Here is a 17,071-nt window from a genome sequence, read left to right on the forward strand (position 1 = left end):
GTAGAAAAGTAAAGCAATGCAACAGTGCATTGCTTCTTTAATTTTACTACAATTATTTGGCTAATTTGACATCATCGACCCATTTAGTAATGAGGCGTTTACGTAAATCGGTGGCGCCGTATTTGTCAAAATCATAGTTAATCAGGTTAACGGATTTAAAATCTAACGCATAAGGCGATTGTTGTGCCGTGGTATTGGTTAAAATGGAATAGGCTTCGCCTTTTTGCCATGTTAATTCTTGCGCTTCTTTAGATAGTGCCCAATCCACGAAAAGTTTGGCATTTTCAAGATTGCGTGCGCCTTTGATCACGCTGACACCGCCGATTTCATAACCAGTTCCTTCGCAAGGCACTACTAATTCAACCGGAGCACCTTTGGCTTTTTCTAACGAATATTCGTGTAAAAAGCCGATACCGATTGCCGTTTCGCCACGGGCGGTGTTACGGGTTGCTGTGTTACCGGATTTGGTATATTGCGAGACGTTTTTATTTAACGCTTTCAAATACTTGAAGGCTTCTTCTTCGCCCCAAAGCTGAATATACGTGGCTAATTGAGTGTAGCCGGTTCCTGAGCTTTGTGGATCCGCCGCTTGAATTTCATTGCGATACATTGGATCGGCTAAATCTTTCCAGCATTTTGGTATTGGCAAATTGAGTTTTTGTAAACGTTCAGGGTTCACACCAAAACCTAACACACCAAGATAGATAGCAGAGGAATAGTTACCTTTCGTTTTGGCCGGATCACGGAATTGTTCAACAATTTGTGGCAGATTTGGTGATTTATACGGTTCCAACAAGCCCATTTCACCCGCTTGGGAATGCGGATCCATTGTACCGCCATACCAAACGTCACCTTGAGGGTTATCTTTTTCCGCATCGATTTTGGCTAAGATAGTGCCCGTGCCGCCACGAATAAAACTGGTTTTTACATCATATTTTTTCTCAAATGCCATGGCTTCTTGCTCGCACATGGTGTTTTGCGCACTGCAATAAATAACTAAGCGACCTTTTGCCGCTGCATTGCCACTTAATAACATCCCACCGAGTACAACACCTGAAAGCGCTAACGCAATTTTTGAGAGTTTCATTTCAACACTCCTTTGTTTTTGATGTCGAGGTAACGCACTTTTGTTGATGTGCGTCCTAATGATGGCGATAGGCTCACGCCGCGAGGCACGAGCCATCAATATAAGAAAAGTGCGGTGAGAAAAATACAAGAATTTTCGACCGCACTTTAGCGTGTTATTTCGCTAATTTAACCTCTTGTACCCATTTTTCAATTAAGGCTTTGCGTTGTTCGGCAGCACCGTATTTTTCAAAGTCATAATTGATAAGATTCAATTTGTTTGGATCAAACGCCGTTGGGGATTGTTCTGCTGTTGTATTCGTTAAGATTTGTAAGGATTCGCCTTGTTTCCATGCCAATTCTTGACCTTCTTTAGACAACGCCCAATCCACGAATAATTTCGCGTTGTCGATATTGCGTGCACCTTTTAAGATGCTCACGCCACCTAATTCATAGCCGGTGCCTTCACATGGCACCACGAGTTCCAATGGTGCGCCATTGCGTTTTTCAAGTGCGTAATCGTGTAAGAAACCGATACCAACAACCGCTTCACCGCGAGCCGCGTTACGGGATGGGGTGACGCCGGATTTGGTGTATTGGGAAACGTTTGGATGTAAAGCTTTTAAGAAATCAAAGGCTTTGTCTTCGCCCCAAAGTTGTACGAACGTGGCAAGCGCAGTATAGGCTGTACCGGCACTTTGAGGGTCAGCAATTTGTACTTCGCCTTTCAAACGTGGATCCGTTAAGTCTTTCCAGCATTTCGGCACTTCTTTGATGCCTAATATTTCCAGACGTTCTGTGTTCACGCCGAAACCTAAAATCCCCATGTAAATGGCGGATACATAGTTGCCTTTGGTTTTTGCCGGATCACGGAAACGTTCTACGATTTCATCAATATGTTTGGATTTGTAAGGTTCGATTAAACCTAATTCAGCCGCTTGCGCTTGCGGGTCGAATGTACCACCGAACCATACGTCGGCTTGTGGGTTATTTTTTTCCGCTTCTACTTTGGCAAAGGTACTGCCTGAGCCGTTACGAATAAAGGAGGTTTTGACATCATATTTTTCACCGAATGCCTTGGTGGTGGTTTCACATAAAATGTTCGTCGCACTACAATACACGACTAAACGTCCTTTTGCCGTTGCAGCTTGTGATGCGAGTAATCCACCGGCTAAAAGTGCGGTTGAAATTGCAAGAGAAAGTGATTTTAGTTTCATGTTGTACCTCTTTATTGTTCATAAAATGAAAATGTAATACGAAATGCGCTCAAGCAAGTGCTTTCGAGGTTTGCATGTTACATAAAATACCCCTCAATTAATGTGAGAAGTCTCACAAAACGAAGAATTTTATGAGCGAATATGTTGCGTAAAAAATTAATTGTATAAAAATTGTTTGTAAATGGATCTATTTATGTCAAAAAAACGCTTTTTTCTTTATAATTTCGCTAATTTATTTACTCAATGAGAGAAAGGGAAACGGTATGTCAGAGCATCAAGCATCATCTTGTATTATTATCGCCATTGCAGGCGCTTCGGCTTCAGGAAAAAGTTCTATCGCCTCTACGGTGCACAAAGAGCTTTGTCATGAATTAGGCTGTGAAGAAATCGGTATTATTGCAGAAGATAGTTATTACAAAGATCAAAGCCACTTAGAGATGTCTGAACGGGTCAAAACCAACTATGACCACCCAAATTCTATGGACCGTGATTTGCTTATTGCCCATTTGAAAGCCTTAAAAGCCGGCAACGCCGTTGATATTCCCGTGTATAGTTATGTGGAGCATACCCGAACCGATGAAGTGACCCATTTCACGCCAAAACGTATTGTGATTTTAGAGGGGATTTTATTACTCACAGACGAACGTGTACGCCAGTTGGCAGATATTTCCGTGTTTATTGATACGCCGTTAGATATTTGCTTTATTCGTCGTTTACAGCGCGACATGGAAGAGCGTGGACGCACCTTGCAATCCGTCATTGATCAATATCGTGCTACTGTGCGTCCGATGTTCCTGCAATTTATCGAACCCTCTAAACAACACGCTGACATTGTGATCCCACGCGGAGGGAAAAACCGCATTGCGATCAATATGTTAAAAGCGCAAATTATGCAATTATTAAGTCAAAAATAGGAGCCTTGCATGAGATTATGTGATACCGACATTGAGCGTTATCTGGATGAAGGCTTGATTTCTCTGAATCCACGACCGTCTAACGATAAAATTAATGGCGCGACGATTGATGTTCGTTTGGGGAATTCTTTTCGCGTGTTTCGTGAACATTCCGCGCCTTATATTGATTTAAGTGGGCCGAAAGAAGAAGTCTCCGCGCAGTTAGAGTCGGTTATGAGCGATGAAATTATTATTGCTGATGATGAAGCGTTCTTTTTGCACCCCGGTGTACTTGCCCTTGCTACCACCTTGGAGTCGGTGAAACTGCCTGCCAATATTATCGGTTGGTTGGACGGTCGTTCTTCTTTAGCGCGTTTGGGTTTAATGGTGCATGTGACGGCACATCGTATCGATCCGGGTTGGGAAGGCAAAATTGTGTTGGAGTTTTATAATTCCGGTAAATTGCCGTTGGCGTTGCGTCCGAATATGGTGATTGGCGCCTTGAGTTTTGAAGTGTTAAGTGGTGCAGCGGCACGTCCGTATAACAGCCGTAAAGACGCTAAATACAAAAATCAACAAAACGCGGTTGCCAGTCGCATTGACGAGGATAAATAAATGAAAAAGATCGCCCTGATGACGTTGGTCGTGTTGTTGGCGATCTCAGCACTTTTTTACGTTCAACTGAATAAGCTGGAAAGTGCGGTCAGTACCAAATTAGCACAATATAAAACAGTTGTTCAAGATCTTCATATTGGCTTTTTCCCGCAGCCCTATGTGGCTTTTGATGGGGTTAAACACAACCAAGTGACTATCGGGAAGTTAACTGGGAAATTGAATTTTTCCACGTTAATTTCCGGCAATGTGCAACTTGCGCAGTTAGATATTCAAAAGATTCGTTTTTCCGATAAGGCACATAATGCAGCGAATATACAAATACATTTCTCCGATTTCAGTCTGGATAATATTCGCCAAGATCGCGTGCAATTCAATGGGCCTCAGTCCTTAACGCTTGAATGGGATAAACCATTATATGGTGATCTACAACGTTTTCATTTTCGTTTCAATAAAGGGGAAATTTCCCGATTCGCCGAAAAAGACTTTGCGGTGGTGTTTGAAGACGCTGAGCTAAACCAACAACCGCTAGGCACTCTCCGTGCGGAAGTCGATTTATCCAAAGACACTAAATATGTTACCGCTGATATTATCTCGGATTGCGGTTTCGTTTGTATCGCACACCTAGATTATGCGAGCGTTCCCGATCAAAGTGCGGTCAGTTTTCGAGGCAAAAATTACCCTATCGAACGTTTATTGGCGTTATTTAATTTCCCAAATACGCTCACCGGCAACACGGATTTTGACATTACCGCCGAGTTCGTTCAGTCGCGAATAAAAACCGGTAAATTCTATTTTAGTGCGCATGATGGCGAGTTATCCGGCGTGAATTTATTGGAACTTGCCGGGCAATATTTACCAATCAATTGGCAGAATGCCGAAGTTAAACAAAAAGACGCGATCAAAACGCCATATAAAAAATTTGTTATGAGTTCTATGCTTCAAGAGAATCAATTGAAGATTGACAAAATCCTGTTAAAAACCACCGCACTTTCAGGGGAAGGAAGCGGTCAGGTAAACTTAAAATCCATGCAATGTGATGTGAATTTAACGCTTCGAGCAAATAATGAAAAATATTCGGAATTTGTTCTGCCCCTGCGTTTCTTTAATAATTGCTACTCACCACAATATGAAGTGCTATTTGACAAAAACTTGCGCAATCAACTTAAAGATCTTCTTAAACGTAAATTAGGGCGGGAATAATGGCCACTTTAAAAATCGTACGACGCTTAAAATTTTTTCGTGTCGTTTTGTTGGCATTTGCCGCCTTTGTTTTTAACACAACAGAATTCTTACCGGTTGCCTTGCTTTCAGACATAGCCCAAAGTTTTCAGATTCCGGTAGAACACGCCGGGCTGATGATTACTATTTATGCGTGGATTGTGTCGCTGATGTCCTTACCTTTTATGCTCATGACGGCAAAACTGGAGCGACGCAGTTTACTCATTAAATTATTGATTATTTTTGTGGCAAGCCATGTGCTTTCCGTGTTGGCGTGGGACTTCTGGGTGCTGTTGCTCTCTCGCATCGGCATTGCTTTTACGCACGCAATCTTTTGGTCCATTACCACCTCACTTGCCGTTCGCGTTGCACCAAAAGATAAAAAAGCACAAGCCATCGGGCTGTTAGCAATGGGAAGCTCATTGGCAATGGTGCTTGGCTTGCCGATAGGACGGATTATCGGACAATATCTCGGTTGGCGTGAAGCCTTTGGGATTATCGCTTTTCTAGCGTTTTGTCTTCTTCTACTTCTCTATCGTTTCCTACCGCACTTAGCCAGCCGCAATGCCGGTTCGCTAAGCAGTGTGCCTTCGTTATTTAAACGCTCACTTTTGGTGGGGCTCTACGTGTTAACGATACTGATCGTTTCGGCGCATTTTACCGCTTACAGTTATATTGAGCCTTTTATTGTTCGCATTGGAGAAATGAGTAATGGCGTTGCCACGGCAATTTTATTGATTTTTGGGCTTTCCGGCATTACTGCTAGCCTGCTCTTCAACCGCTTACATCGTTTAGCACCGGCAAAATTCCTCTTAACGTCCATGGCAATTTTGGTCATTTCTTTAGCCTTGCTATTACCTTTTAGCCACAGTGAATTTTCCATGTATTTGTTGGCATTTGTCTGGGGAATCGGTATTTCAGGGATTGGTCTAAGTTTGCAGGTTCGTGTGCTACAACTGGCACCGGATGCTACAGATGTAGCGATGGCAATTTATTCCGGACTCTACAATATTGGTATCGGCGGCGGTGCGTTACTTGGCAATCAAGTTATGCAGCACCTCGGTTTATCCAGTATTGGGTTTACCGGTGCCGCCTTTGCAACGATCGGGCTAATGTTCTTTCTCTATATCCATCTGCGTTATGGCAAAACGCGTTCCTAGGAAAAGCCGGTTTTGCCACTGAACACATTAATTTTCGCTATCAAACCAACCACGGATAAATTGAATCGCGAAAAAGAGCGTAAAGAGCAAAACAACATAAAGAATATAGGAAACAATCGGATGGCTGGGCGAATCTGTCTCAGCCATTGCTTTTATGGATAACGCATTCGGGAATTCATCAAACATTGTTAAACGCCAGCCGTAATATTTGATTTCCACGGTTTTTTCTTCATTACCCAAGGCTTGCGCCAATGCCTGTAAATTTGCTGAGCCGAATTTGAAATAGAACGGAAAACCCCAACGAGTATCTTCGTTGCGATATACCATCACTTTACCATTTTCATGTTGCGTATTGATAAAATACACATCGCGGGTCGGGCCGTCTGCCGGATTGGCTTTTGTAATCGGCCCATCTTTGTCCACCCGTTTCACTTCAACGCCGGTCACTTTGGTGACATCATAGCTCGGCATCGAATAATTTATCGCTGCAGCAAGGCATAAATGAAAAATAAAAATGACGGAAATAAAAAAATATTTTAAAAATTTTCTCATCTTTTTGTCCTATTGAAATGAGATTGGTTAATTATTGTACCTGAATTTTAAATAAACGCTCGAAGTTTTGTGTGGTGATTTGCGCCATTTCCTCGACTGAAACGCCTTTCAATGCTGCCACATATTCACACACTTCACGAGTGTATGCCGGTTGATTTTGCTTACCGCGATAAGGCACCGGTGCCAAGTAAGGCGAATCGGTTTCCACCAACAGACGATCCAGCGGCAGTTTGCGCACCACCTCCCGAAGATCTTCCGCATTTTTAAAGGTGATAATCCCTGAAATGGAAATGTAAAAACCCAAGTCTAACGCTTGTTTTGCCATCTCATAGTTTTCGGTAAAACAATGCAAAACGCCACCGCACTTTTCCGCCTGATTGTCGCGCAACAGGCGAATCGTGTCTTCACGCGCCTGGCGTGTGTGAATGATGACCGGTTTATTGAGCCGGTTGGCCACGTCAATTTGGCTGGCAAACACGGCTTGTTGGGCAGCTTTGTTTTCTGCACTGTAATAATAATCTAAGCCGATTTCGCCGATGGCGATGACTTTCGGATCTTGCGCCAAGCGTAATAAGCGCGCGGCATCATAAGGTTCTTCTTCAAAATCCAGCGGGTGTACGCCACAGGCTAAAGAGACGTTATCGAATTTTGCCAATTCCGGATACACTTTTTCAAAACGGCTCAAGGTTACACCAATTGCCAATAAATGTTTCACCTCGCGTGCTTTTGCCTTTGCCACGACATCAGCAATATTTTGATGTAATGTTTCGTAATCCAAGGCATCCAAATGGCAATGAGAATCCACAATAAACATATTTTATCCTTCAAATACTTCAGTAATTAAACGGGTCAGCCCGTCGAGTAAAATCAATTCTAAATTCAACGCCGAATTTGCCGATAAATCCGACCGTACTTTGCCAACAATTTGTGTCGCTTTTAACAATGCCGGGGCGGACAGTCCTTGGCTAAATTGAATGACGCCCTGTTCAATATCCTGACAAATCCAGTCTTCGTGAATATGCAGTTTATTTTTTAAACTATCACTCAAAAAGGCTGACAACCAATCCAGCTGCTGCAAGACAAGTTCTTTAGTAAAAAACGGCAGTAATTCCAAAGGCGAACAACGGCGATAGAATAGCCAAAATTGGCGTAAAAATTCCCGTCGTTGCGCCAGTAAATTTTGCTCTAACATGGCAAGTGCGAGCAGTGGTCGAGCATAATTCACCCGAAGTGCGGTCAATATATCGGATATTTCGGCGGACGTTTGTGATTGCAACCACGGTAATGCTGTGTCTGTGTCCGGTGGTAAGAGGTTCCACACTTGGCAGCGACTGTAAATGGTTGGCAACAACGCCTTTTGCATATCGCACTGCAAAATGAAATAGGTATTTGGACGAGGCTCTTCCAGTGTTTTTAAAATGGCGTTGGCAGCGGCTTCCGTCAGACGATGTGCCTGTTCGATATAAATGACTTTATTGCCGTTTTGCTGCGCATGCTGCGTCGCTTGTTCGTTCATGGCACGAATTTGATCCACGCCGATGTCTTTGTTCTCAATAGGCGAGATGAGCTGGAAATCCGGATGGCTGTTGGCTTGCATTAAATGGCAGGCATGGCATTCGCCACAAGCGTCCGCCCCGTTGGGCGTTAAGCACATCAGACGTTTTGCCAACGCAGAACAAAGTTGTTCGGCACCGAGGCCGTCATCGGCGCGAATCAGCAGGGCGTGATGCCCTAAAGCCTCATCAAACGCCTGTGTGATTGTGTGATAGGTCGGCACCAACCAAGGAAATAACGCGATCATTTTGATAACGAAACCCACCAATTTTTGACCGCACTTTTAATGTCTGCCTGCACTTGCTCAATGGATTGTTCGGCATTGATTATTACAGCTTTTGGATTGTCTTTGACTAACGCTAAATAACGGGCACGAGTGCGGTGGAAAAAATCCAGATCTTGTTGTTCAATGCGATCCAGTTCGCCGCGTCCACGAGCTCGCGCCAAACCAACAGCAGGATCGATGTCCAAATACAGTGTCAAATCCGGCTCAAAATCGCCCAATACGATTTGTTTTAAATGCGTTAAAAAAGCCTCTCCCAACTGGCGGCCACCGCCTTGGTAGGCTTGTGACGACATATCATGGCGATCACCCACCACCCATTTGCCTTGGGCGAGGGCAGGCTTAATGACATTGTCCACTAATTGAATTCGGGCGGCATATAACATCAACAATTCGGCTTTGTCTGTGACCGGTTCCTCTGTTTCATGTTTAATGAGGTGACGTAATTTTTCTGCTAAGGGTGTGCCACCGGGTTCACGGGTAAAAACAACATCCTTAATGCCTAAGTCCTTTAAGGTATCCACGACACATTGATGGGCGGTACTTTTGCCCGCACCTTCCAAGCCTTCAATAACGATAAATTTGCCTGCCATATTATTTCCCGTTTTGTTGGCGGTACCAGCGTAAATATTCCTGCACCGCTTTATTGTGTTCATTCAAGTTCCGACTGAATTTGTGACCGCCCGTGCTGTCGGCAACGAAATAATAAAATTCCGTTTGCGCAGGATGCGCCGCGGCTTGTAATGCCTCTTCGCTTGGCATAGCAATCGGCGTTGGCGGTAAACCGTCAATCACATAGGTGTTATAAGGAGTCGGCGTTTCGAGATCTTTTTTACGAATATTGCCGTTGTAATCCTCGCCCATGCCGTAAATTACTGTCGGATCGGTTTGAAGCTTCATTTTGGCTTTCAAACGATTAATAAACACCGAGGCAATTTGGGGACGCTCTGCGGCGATGCCGGTTTCTTTTTCTACGATAGACGCGAGAATCAACATCTCGTAAGGATTTTCTAACGGTAAGTCCTTATCGCGCTCATTCCAGGCTTTGTCCAAGGCTTTTTTCATACGTTCTGCAGCACGCTGCAACAGTTCTAAGTCGGTAGAATTCGGCGTGTAATTATAAGTGTCCGGATACAACCAACCGTCGATTTTCATCCATTCATCAATGGCTTTTGAGACTTTTGGCAGTGCCAATAACTGGAAAATCTCTTGTTCGGATTTATCTTTTAAGGTCTGCTTTAAGTGCGGTGCGTTTTCGAGGTGTTTTCGCCAATTTTTAAAGGTGTTGCCCTCAATAAATTGCACGTTAAATTGCGCTTCTTTGCCTGAATTGAGTAATTTCAGCAAATCTTCTACGGTTTTCACATCATCCAACAAATAAGTGCCCGCTTTCACTTTGCTCAATTCCGGGTGCAATTTTAAGGCCCAAGGCAATAATGCGGCACTGTCCAAAATACCTTCTTGCTCTAACAACGTGACTAATTTATTACCGGTTGTGCCACGTTCTACGGTAAGGAGTTGCTCCTTTTGTACATTGACAGGCTGCTGTACAAACTGTTGTAGTTGTTGATATCCCCAAAAGCCGGCGCCGGCAAGTAGAATGAAGCATAAAAAGAGAAATAAAACGATTTTTTTCATAAATTAAGAAAATGAGAAATTTTGCGGATTATACCACAAGCTTTCCTTTTTCAGCCCTGTTGTTTTACCGTTTTTAGCGCAAGAAAGTGCGGTGGTTTTTCACGATGTTTTTCGCCGTGTTTTTTTAAGACTGTCGCTCAATCACCACTTTAATATCTTCCGGTGGGGCGTAAGACATCTCACGCTTTGTCTGAAAACGTAACAACGATTAAAAACCGGCCTTTTTACGAGAAAACTCAGGCTTCACACGACATTCGCTACACAAGGCTTCTAACCAATCTTCTAGATTCTCAAAGGGGGAAAAATTGTGTCGTCTGGCAACGGCGGCAAAATCGCCCGGCGTGAGTAAGTTCAACTCAAGGAGACGTTTTGAATGGGTTTCAGCCCATGCGCCCAAATTCAATTTTTCTGCTTGTTGTTTAGCAAAATCCAAACGCTGTTGTGGCGTTAAATAATCAAATTTTAGCTTTAAATCAAAACGCCGTAATGCTGCCGGATCCAGCACATTCATCAAATTCGTTGAAACGACCATTAAACCTTCAAAACGCTCAATTTGTGTCAACATCTCATTGACTTGAGAACGTTCCCAACTGCGTTCTGCACCGTCGCGTGAAAATAAGAACGTATCCACTTCGTCCAGCACCAACAGACAATTATCACGCTTCGCAGATTCAAAGGCTTCCGCAATTTTTTGTTCTGTTCCGCCGATATAAGGATCGAGTAAATCAGACCCTTTGCACAGCAACAACGGCATATCTAACTGCTCGGCAAGCCAACCAGCCCAAGCGGTTTTCCCCGTACCCGGTGGGCCATAACAGCAGATTCTGCCTTTCTTAGTTCGCATTAATCCTTCGCTGATTTTGTGAATATTCTCATCGCAAGAAACCCAATCAAGCTGATAACTCAGTTTATTTTCTACCAACGGCTCAATTTTCTTTTTACCTTGTGCCTGTAAGGCTTCATTAAATAGCGTAAGCAAAATCTCAGAAAAGGCTTTTTTGCCGTTATCAACCGCATTTGCCACATTGAACACACGCGTTAAAATCGCCGGCGAAAGCGACCGCACTTTGGCAAAATGCTGCACATATTCCACCGTTAATTTACCGCCTGCCAGCTGCGAAATTAACGCCGATTTATTTTTTAACGACAAATCTGGCATTTCAAACACAAAATCAAAGCGACGTAAAAAAGCCGCATCTATGCTGTGTACCGAATTGGATAACCAAATCATCGGCACGTTATTGTTTTCCAACAACTGATTTGTCCAGGCTTTATTTTTTTGTGCAACAGAACGCTCCATAAACGAGCCGTTAAACACATCTTCAATTTCATCAAAAATTAAAAGCGCCTGCTTACTATTCAATAGCGTTTGAGCTAGGCGACTGTAGTTCAGGCGTTGCTCTGCCTTCACAACATCTCCGTCAGAATCCATATAAGTAATGTTATACGCTGAAATCCCTAATGCCTGTGCAAGCAACCCGGCAAATTCAGTTTTACCAGTGCCGGGCACGCCATAAATTAAAAGATTTACGCCTTTCTGATGATGTTTTAATGCTTGTTGTAAATAGGTCAACATCATCTCTTTCATGCCGGCAATATGGGCAAAATCATCCAGTTGCAGACTTGGCACTTGAACGACTTCCGTACAAGATTTTAATAGGGCATTTTCGTTTAATGGTTGTGTCACAAATTCATCAAAATCTAAGGTTTCGCCCCAATCTAAATAATCATGCACACTATCTGGGCGATAATCGCGATCAATCAGACCATAAGCATCGAGTTTACTGCCTTTCTTTAAGGCAGATAGAATCTGATTTTTCGGCTGTTTAAGTAAATCCGCCATGATCGCCGCCGTTCTTTGTAAATCCGATTTCGGCAAGTACTCAAACAAATCTCGCATAGCTCCTTCACTGCGTAAATGCATGGCAAAGCGGAGAAGTTCCTGTTCAACGGGATTCAGCTGCAAAAATTCTGCCAACGTTGCCAAATTTTCATACGCCTGTTTCCATAACTCCGGTAAAAGTGCGGTGGATTTTTGAAGTGTTTTATACCGCTCTTTTAAAAGCCGACGAGCAACCGTGCGTAAATTTTTATCATTCTCTAATTCTTCAGGCAGCCCAAACGCACTGGCGATTTCATCGCTTCGCCAGCTAGTCTCCCGAAACACTTCGGAAAAACCTTTATGCTCAAATAAAATTTTGAGCATCATATTTTCAGTATAAGAAGACACTGTTGGTGGATTTAATTTATATTCGGACATAAAAAATACTCCTTACTGGGTTGGTAAGGAGTATTTTAGTGAGTGGTGCGACAAAAGATGTCGTTAGGATTTTTTGATATCCAGTTTTGTTATTTTATCTAGATTATCTGTAATGATATCTAATAAAGGTTTCCATAACTCAAAAATTTGTTCAGCTAATTCTCCATTAGGAATTTTTCTCAGAATTTCCGCATCCCAATTTCTTAGACTTCCATCAAAATACTTTCGCATCACCCAAAGTTTATGTTTATTAAAGCGAGCTTTAATATCTAGATCATCAAAAATTTCATTCAGTAAATCATATAGTTTTGGATATTTATCCTTATGACAATATACCCCATAATGCCCTTCACTAAGATTATAGCCACCAAATTCAGCACCAACCCCCCAGTAAATATCTTCAGCATCAAAGTAAATTCCACAATCTTTACCTGTTACTTCTCCATAAAAATTACATTTCCAGCCGTAATTCTTTAACTTTTTATAATCATGAGCAAAACGTTCTTGTAATTGTTCAACTAACCTCTCTATTAAATTTTCATATAGCTGTTCTTTGGAATCGATAACACTCAAGGCAGAATATAATGCATCATTATTTTCATTTTTCATTAAATAGTTAACTAAATCATCATTAATTTCAGTATTTCCCATAAGTTCCTCACTCAAAAATCTTTTAAAATCCTGACTAAATTGTTTAACAGCCGGTGCTATGATTAATGTGTTATCTAGCCAATCAAGCAAATCCTTAGCTGACAGTAATATCGCTTTTTTTGCGCTAATCAGAGCTTCCCATTCATTTTTTAGAATGGAGTTTTCAGAAGGAGGTTCCTTAAAAACAGGAAGATAAATTAGACAATATTCAACTTCTCTATATCCCTCCAAATCATCTCGATAATCTTTTAACTGTTCTTCTTGGTCAGTGGCAAATCTCAACTTATTTTCAATTGAAACGATCCAATGACGTCTATGATTTAAAAAGCCCTCAATAAAAATATCATGACGACGATTTTTACTTGTAGCTTTTTCAACACACACCTGAATATTGTCGTATGCTAGGAAGTTATGTTTTTCAATATACTTCAGAAAACTATTTAAAAACAAATCCCCTTGCCCATGAGTTTCTTTAGGATCTAGCAAAAAGGCAAGAATTTTTGATAACCCCATCTCATCCGTTCGCATAAACTGAAACGGATTAAAACGATTCGAATCGTATAGTTCTGTTTTTTCTCGTTGTAATCTAAAATTTTCTATCACTTGATTGATAGAAATTAAAGAATCAACAATTTGATTGATATTATTTGCCATAGCGGCTCCTTAGGTTAATTAAAACGCACAGATTATAACCGACAAATCATCCGAAAACGATTGCTTCTCAATCATCTTGCGGCAAACCGTGAGGCGATCTTTATCATCGGCATATTTCTGCCAAATTTTTTCGCGCATTTCATCTGAAAGCCCGTCGGTCAAACCGTCAGAACAGAGTAATAGGCTTTCACCCTGTTTAATTTCAATTTCCTGATAAAAGATTTTATCTTGAAATTCGGAATAATCCGCGACTAAACAAGAAGAAACGCCGCCATAAATCGTGGCAAAGTCTTCTTCTTTTTGATGAGGTGACAATTCTAACAATTCGGACAAAATAGAATGATCTTTTGTAATTTGTCGCCATTTTCCTGCTTCATCAATAATGTAAGCTCTGCTGTCGCCCACGCTGACTATTTTGGCTTTTTGATTGACTTGATCAATTTCCGCGGCGACGAATGTGGTTGCCGAACCAAAATAGGTGTCTGCCAACTGTTCCGATAATTTATCTTGCAAATAAGGAATGGTGTTTCGACTTAATGTTTGAATCTTTTGCAACGCCGACATGACACACTTACTGGCTTTTTCCGCGTGATTGCTATTAGAAATACCATCAGCAATCCCAATGATAAAGTGCGGTCGATTTTCAAAGCGTTTTTCTGCTGTTTTTAATTTAAACTGAAAAACCGTTTCACCATTAAATAACGCATCTTGATTATGCTTTTTATTTTTTCCAATTTGCTGACAAAAGGTGATTTGGCAAACATTTTGCATATTGATTTCCTTATGTTGATTGATTCAATAAAACATCTATTGCTTTTAAGGCCTCAAGTGCGGTCATATCCAGCCCTAAAAAATGATGTTTTGATACGCCACCGTCTTGCGGATTAATGCGAATAAAACCGGCTTTCTTGGCTTTTGCCGTGCGTTCGGAAAAATATCGTACTGTTGGAATCGCTTTGCCTGCGCCAAATTCAATCACCACTAAATTCGGCACGTCTTTAATCCATTGATCCAAGGAGGTTCGTTTCAAATCTTGATAATTGCTATTGTAAAACCAGTCGTCAAACATTAAGACATTTTGTCTCGCTAAACCACCACAAAAAGGACAGCGTGGATAAGGGCTCGTTAAGCGCAAGTTAACATTATCCACTTCCGGTTGAAAATCCTTCGCCGTCCAACTTTGATGATGGCAATCATGAACACATTGCATACGTTCTAGCGTGCCGTGCACTTCATAAACCCGTTTGTCTTCAAATCCGGCTTTTTGAAAATGGCCATCCACGTTGCTGGTAAACACAAAATAACCGTGCGGTTTTTCCGCTGCCCAGCGTTTTAAAATTTGGTAACCTTCATGTGGCGTAGTGTTACGATATTGCACTAGACGGTGTCCGTAAAACCAATAGATCAGCTCCGTGTGCGTTTCAAAGGACATCGGTGTCGCAATATCCTGAAAATTCAAGTTATGTTCACGAAATGCCGGATAAGCGTTCCAAAATCCTCCACTACTTCTAAAATCCGGTAAACCTGAATCCACACTCATACCCGCACCGGCAGTAATCAAAATGCCATCCGCTTTACGGATAAGCTCCACGGCATAGTTCAAATCATTTTTCATAGTACTTTTCTCTGCCCATTTTTCATTGTTGAAATAACACCGGCTTCTTCTAATTGCTCTAAAATTTTCCCCGCTCGATTAAAACCTAACCTAAATCGCCGTTGAATCATTGAGCAAGACGCAATTTTTTGTTGTTGCACAAATTTTTTTATATCTTCAAAAAGCGGATCTCGATTAAAAGTCACTTTCATAGGCATCATTTTTCTCCTGTGTTGCGATGACAAAAGGATTAAGAGAATTGTAAAAAATAAAAAATCTCTCTTTTATAAAAAATGATATAGAAGAAAGCGACAATTCGTGTCGCTAGGAAATTTAACGCACAATTCTTTTGAGAAGATTTTTCAAAAATTAAGCTTATACAGTATTGCAATACATTCCTTTACCTGTTTATATATACATGTATCTTATTATTTCAAAGGAAGAATATGAATAACCAAAACCCGATTGAAATTTACCAAGCGCAAGATGGCACGACACAAGTGGAAGTCAGATTTGAAAAGGATACGGTTTGGCTGAATTTACAACAGATGGCTGATTTATTTGGGCGCGATAAATCTGTTATTTCACGCCATTTACGAAATATTTATAGTGATGGAGAGTTAGATAGAAAATCAACTGTTGCAAAAAATGCAACTGTTCAAATTGAAGGCAAAAGACAGATTAATCGAATAATCGAATACTATAATCTTGATGTGATTATATCTGTGGGTTATAGAGTCAATTCTATTTTAGGGACTAAATTTAGAATTTGGGCAACCGCTCGTTTAAACGAGTATCTTACTCAAGGCTATGCGATTAACCAACAGCGTTTAAAGCAAAACGCACATGAACTGGAACAAGCGCTTGCACTTATTCAAAAAACGGCAAATTCCTCAGCATTAACACTAGAAAGCGGTCGTGGATTAGTGGATATTGTCAGCCGTTATACGCATACATTTTTATGGCTACAACAATATGATGAAGGTTTGCTTGCCGAACCGAAAACCCAGCAAGGCGGTATGTTGCCCACGTATTCCGAAGCCTGTTCTGCACTGGCCGAGTTAAAAGCACAGCTTATGGCAAAAGGTGAAGCAAGTGATCTGTTTGGACGCGAACGAGATGATGGCTTATCTGCTATTTTAGGCAATTTAGATCAAAGTGTGTTTGGTGAACCTGCCTACCCAAGCATTGAAGCAAAAGCCGCGCATTTACTGTATTTTGTCGTCAAAAACCATCCTTTTTCAGACGGTAATAAACGTAGCGGAGCGTTTTTGTTTGTGGATTTCTTGCATCGAAATGGGCGTTTGTTTGATCATAATGGCTATCCGGTTATCAATGATACCGGGCTTGCTGCACTCACGTTATTAGTTGCCGAATCTGATCCGAAACAAAAAGAAACGCTCATTAGGCTTATTATGCATATGCTTAAGCAAGGGGAATAACGATAAATAGCGACCGAAGTCGCTATTTACGTGAAAAGTACGGTCGCTTTTCTAAGTGTTTTTCGTTTTTTCTAATAACTCTGCCACTACCTTTGGTACTCCCTCCCCTGCCTTTTCTTTTACTGCAATCACTTGCTTGCGTACAAAGCCGGTATTGGGATTCGGATCGATTAAGTAAATCGGCGTATTGCGTGGGGCTTCATTGACTAAGCCATTGGCCGGATACACTTGCAAAGAGGTGCCAATCACTAATACCACATCCGCTTGTTCTACAA

Annotated in this window: 17 protein-coding genes and 1 pseudogene; 5 read left to right on the top strand and 13 right to left on the bottom strand. The window is 41.7% G+C overall.

Translation table 11 applies throughout. From position 1 onward, the window contains the following. Nucleotides 1-52: 52 nt before the first annotated feature. Nucleotides 53-1,087 carry an ABC transporter substrate-binding protein gene (locus QZ106_RS09130; RefSeq protein ID WP_006718951.1) on the bottom strand — a complete coding sequence of 345 codons (1,035 nt, stop codon included), beginning with the start codon at nucleotides 1,085-1,087 and terminating at the stop codon, nucleotides 53-55. Nucleotides 1,088-1,241: 154 nt separating this feature from the next. Next, complete coding sequence (locus tag QZ106_RS09135) at nucleotides 1,242-2,282, bottom strand: ABC transporter substrate-binding protein (protein WP_295976533.1); 1,041 nt, start codon at nucleotides 2,280-2,282, stop codon at nucleotides 1,242-1,244. A gap of 263 nt (nucleotides 2,283-2,545) precedes the next feature. On the opposite strand from QZ106_RS09135, the gene udk reads away from it, so the two are divergent. Genes udk through QZ106_RS09155 form a run of 4 tightly spaced genes read left to right on the top strand, consistent with a single transcriptional unit; the run spans nucleotide 2,546 to nucleotide 6,168 of the window. Beyond that, a complete protein-coding gene (gene udk / locus QZ106_RS09140; RefSeq protein WP_295976534.1) occupies nucleotides 2,546-3,196 on the top strand; it encodes a uridine kinase in 651 nt (216 codons plus the stop codon). Nucleotides 3,197-3,205: 9 nt separating this feature from the next. After that, nucleotides 3,206-3,790 (top strand): dCTP deaminase, encoded by a 585-nt coding sequence (gene dcd, locus QZ106_RS09145; RefSeq protein WP_295976535.1) that lies wholly within the window; start codon nucleotides 3,206-3,208, stop codon nucleotides 3,788-3,790. After that, a complete protein-coding gene (locus QZ106_RS09150; RefSeq protein ID WP_295976536.1) occupies nucleotides 3,791-4,990 on the top strand; it encodes a hypothetical protein in 1,200 nt (399 codons plus the stop codon). It begins immediately after the preceding gene. After that, a complete protein-coding gene (locus QZ106_RS09155; RefSeq protein ID WP_295976537.1) occupies nucleotides 4,990-6,168 on the top strand; it encodes a sugar transporter in 1,179 nt (392 codons plus the stop codon). Before QZ106_RS09150 ends, QZ106_RS09155 begins: the two co-directional genes overlap by 1 nt. Nucleotides 6,169-6,195: 27 nt before the next feature. On the opposite strand, the gene QZ106_RS09160 is transcribed toward QZ106_RS09155, so the two are convergent. From QZ106_RS09160 to QZ106_RS09205, 10 genes are all read right to left on the bottom strand, one after another. After that, complete coding sequence (locus tag QZ106_RS09160) at nucleotides 6,196-6,720, bottom strand: DUF1523 family protein (protein ID WP_295976538.1); 525 nt, start codon at nucleotides 6,718-6,720, stop codon at nucleotides 6,196-6,198. Between the two features lie 31 nt (nucleotides 6,721-6,751). After that, the gene (locus QZ106_RS09165; RefSeq protein ID WP_295976539.1) at nucleotides 6,752-7,534 is read right to left on the bottom strand and encodes a TatD family hydrolase; all 783 of its coding nucleotides are present in this window, start codon (nucleotides 7,532-7,534) and stop codon (nucleotides 6,752-6,754) included. 3 nt (nucleotides 7,535-7,537) lie between these two features. After that, the gene (locus QZ106_RS09170) at nucleotides 7,538-8,521 is read right to left on the bottom strand and encodes a DNA polymerase III subunit delta' (protein WP_295976540.1); all 984 of its coding nucleotides are present in this window, start codon (nucleotides 8,519-8,521) and stop codon (nucleotides 7,538-7,540) included. Next, entirely contained in the window at nucleotides 8,518-9,150 is a 633-nt protein-coding gene (tmk, locus tag QZ106_RS09175) for a dTMP kinase (protein ID WP_295976541.1), read from the bottom strand. Before tmk ends, QZ106_RS09170 begins: the two co-directional genes overlap by 4 nt. A 1-nt stretch (nucleotide 9,151) precedes the next feature. Further along, nucleotides 9,152-10,195, bottom strand: a complete 1,044-nt coding sequence (gene mltG, locus QZ106_RS09180) for an endolytic transglycosylase MltG (protein ID WP_295976542.1) — start codon at nucleotides 10,193-10,195, stop codon at nucleotides 9,152-9,154. A gap of 208 nt (nucleotides 10,196-10,403) precedes the next feature. Next, nucleotides 10,404-12,455, bottom strand: coding sequence for an ATP-binding protein (locus QZ106_RS09185; RefSeq protein WP_295976543.1), 2,052 nt, complete (start codon nucleotides 12,453-12,455; stop codon nucleotides 10,404-10,406). A gap of 63 nt (nucleotides 12,456-12,518) precedes the next feature. Next, nucleotides 12,519-13,760: a PD-(D/E)XK nuclease family protein gene (locus QZ106_RS09190; RefSeq protein ID WP_295976544.1), complete on the bottom strand. Its 1,242-nt coding sequence runs from the start codon at nucleotides 13,758-13,760 to the stop codon at nucleotides 12,519-12,521. Between the two features lie 18 nt (nucleotides 13,761-13,778). Further along, nucleotides 13,779-14,531: a protein phosphatase 2C domain-containing protein gene (locus QZ106_RS09195; RefSeq protein ID WP_295976545.1), complete on the bottom strand. Its 753-nt coding sequence runs from the start codon at nucleotides 14,529-14,531 to the stop codon at nucleotides 13,779-13,781. A gap of 10 nt (nucleotides 14,532-14,541) precedes the next feature. Further along, entirely contained in the window at nucleotides 14,542-15,375 is an 834-nt protein-coding gene (locus QZ106_RS09200) for a Sir2 family NAD-dependent protein deacetylase (protein WP_295976546.1), read from the bottom strand. Then, nucleotides 15,372-15,572 carry a DNA translocase FtsK gene (locus QZ106_RS09205; protein WP_295976551.1) on the bottom strand — a complete coding sequence of 67 codons (201 nt, stop codon included), beginning with the start codon at nucleotides 15,570-15,572 and terminating at the stop codon, nucleotides 15,372-15,374. The genes QZ106_RS09200 and QZ106_RS09205 overlap by 4 nt, the downstream gene beginning before the upstream one ends. A gap of 228 nt (nucleotides 15,573-15,800) precedes the next feature. On the opposite strand from QZ106_RS09205, the gene rhuM reads away from it, so the two are divergent. Next, entirely contained in the window at nucleotides 15,801-16,796 is a 996-nt protein-coding gene (rhuM, locus tag QZ106_RS09210) for a virulence protein RhuM/Fic/DOC family protein (RefSeq protein ID WP_295976547.1), read from the top strand. A gap of 51 nt (nucleotides 16,797-16,847) precedes the next feature. Here rhuM and QZ106_RS09215 read toward each other — a convergent pair. Continuing rightward, nucleotides 16,848-17,071, bottom strand: a pseudogene (locus QZ106_RS09215) (NAD-dependent deacylase); the annotation flags it as partial.

This window comes from uncultured Aggregatibacter sp., from assembly GCF_901873365.1.
Taxonomy (GTDB): Bacteria; Pseudomonadota; Gammaproteobacteria; order Enterobacterales; family Pasteurellaceae; genus Aggregatibacter.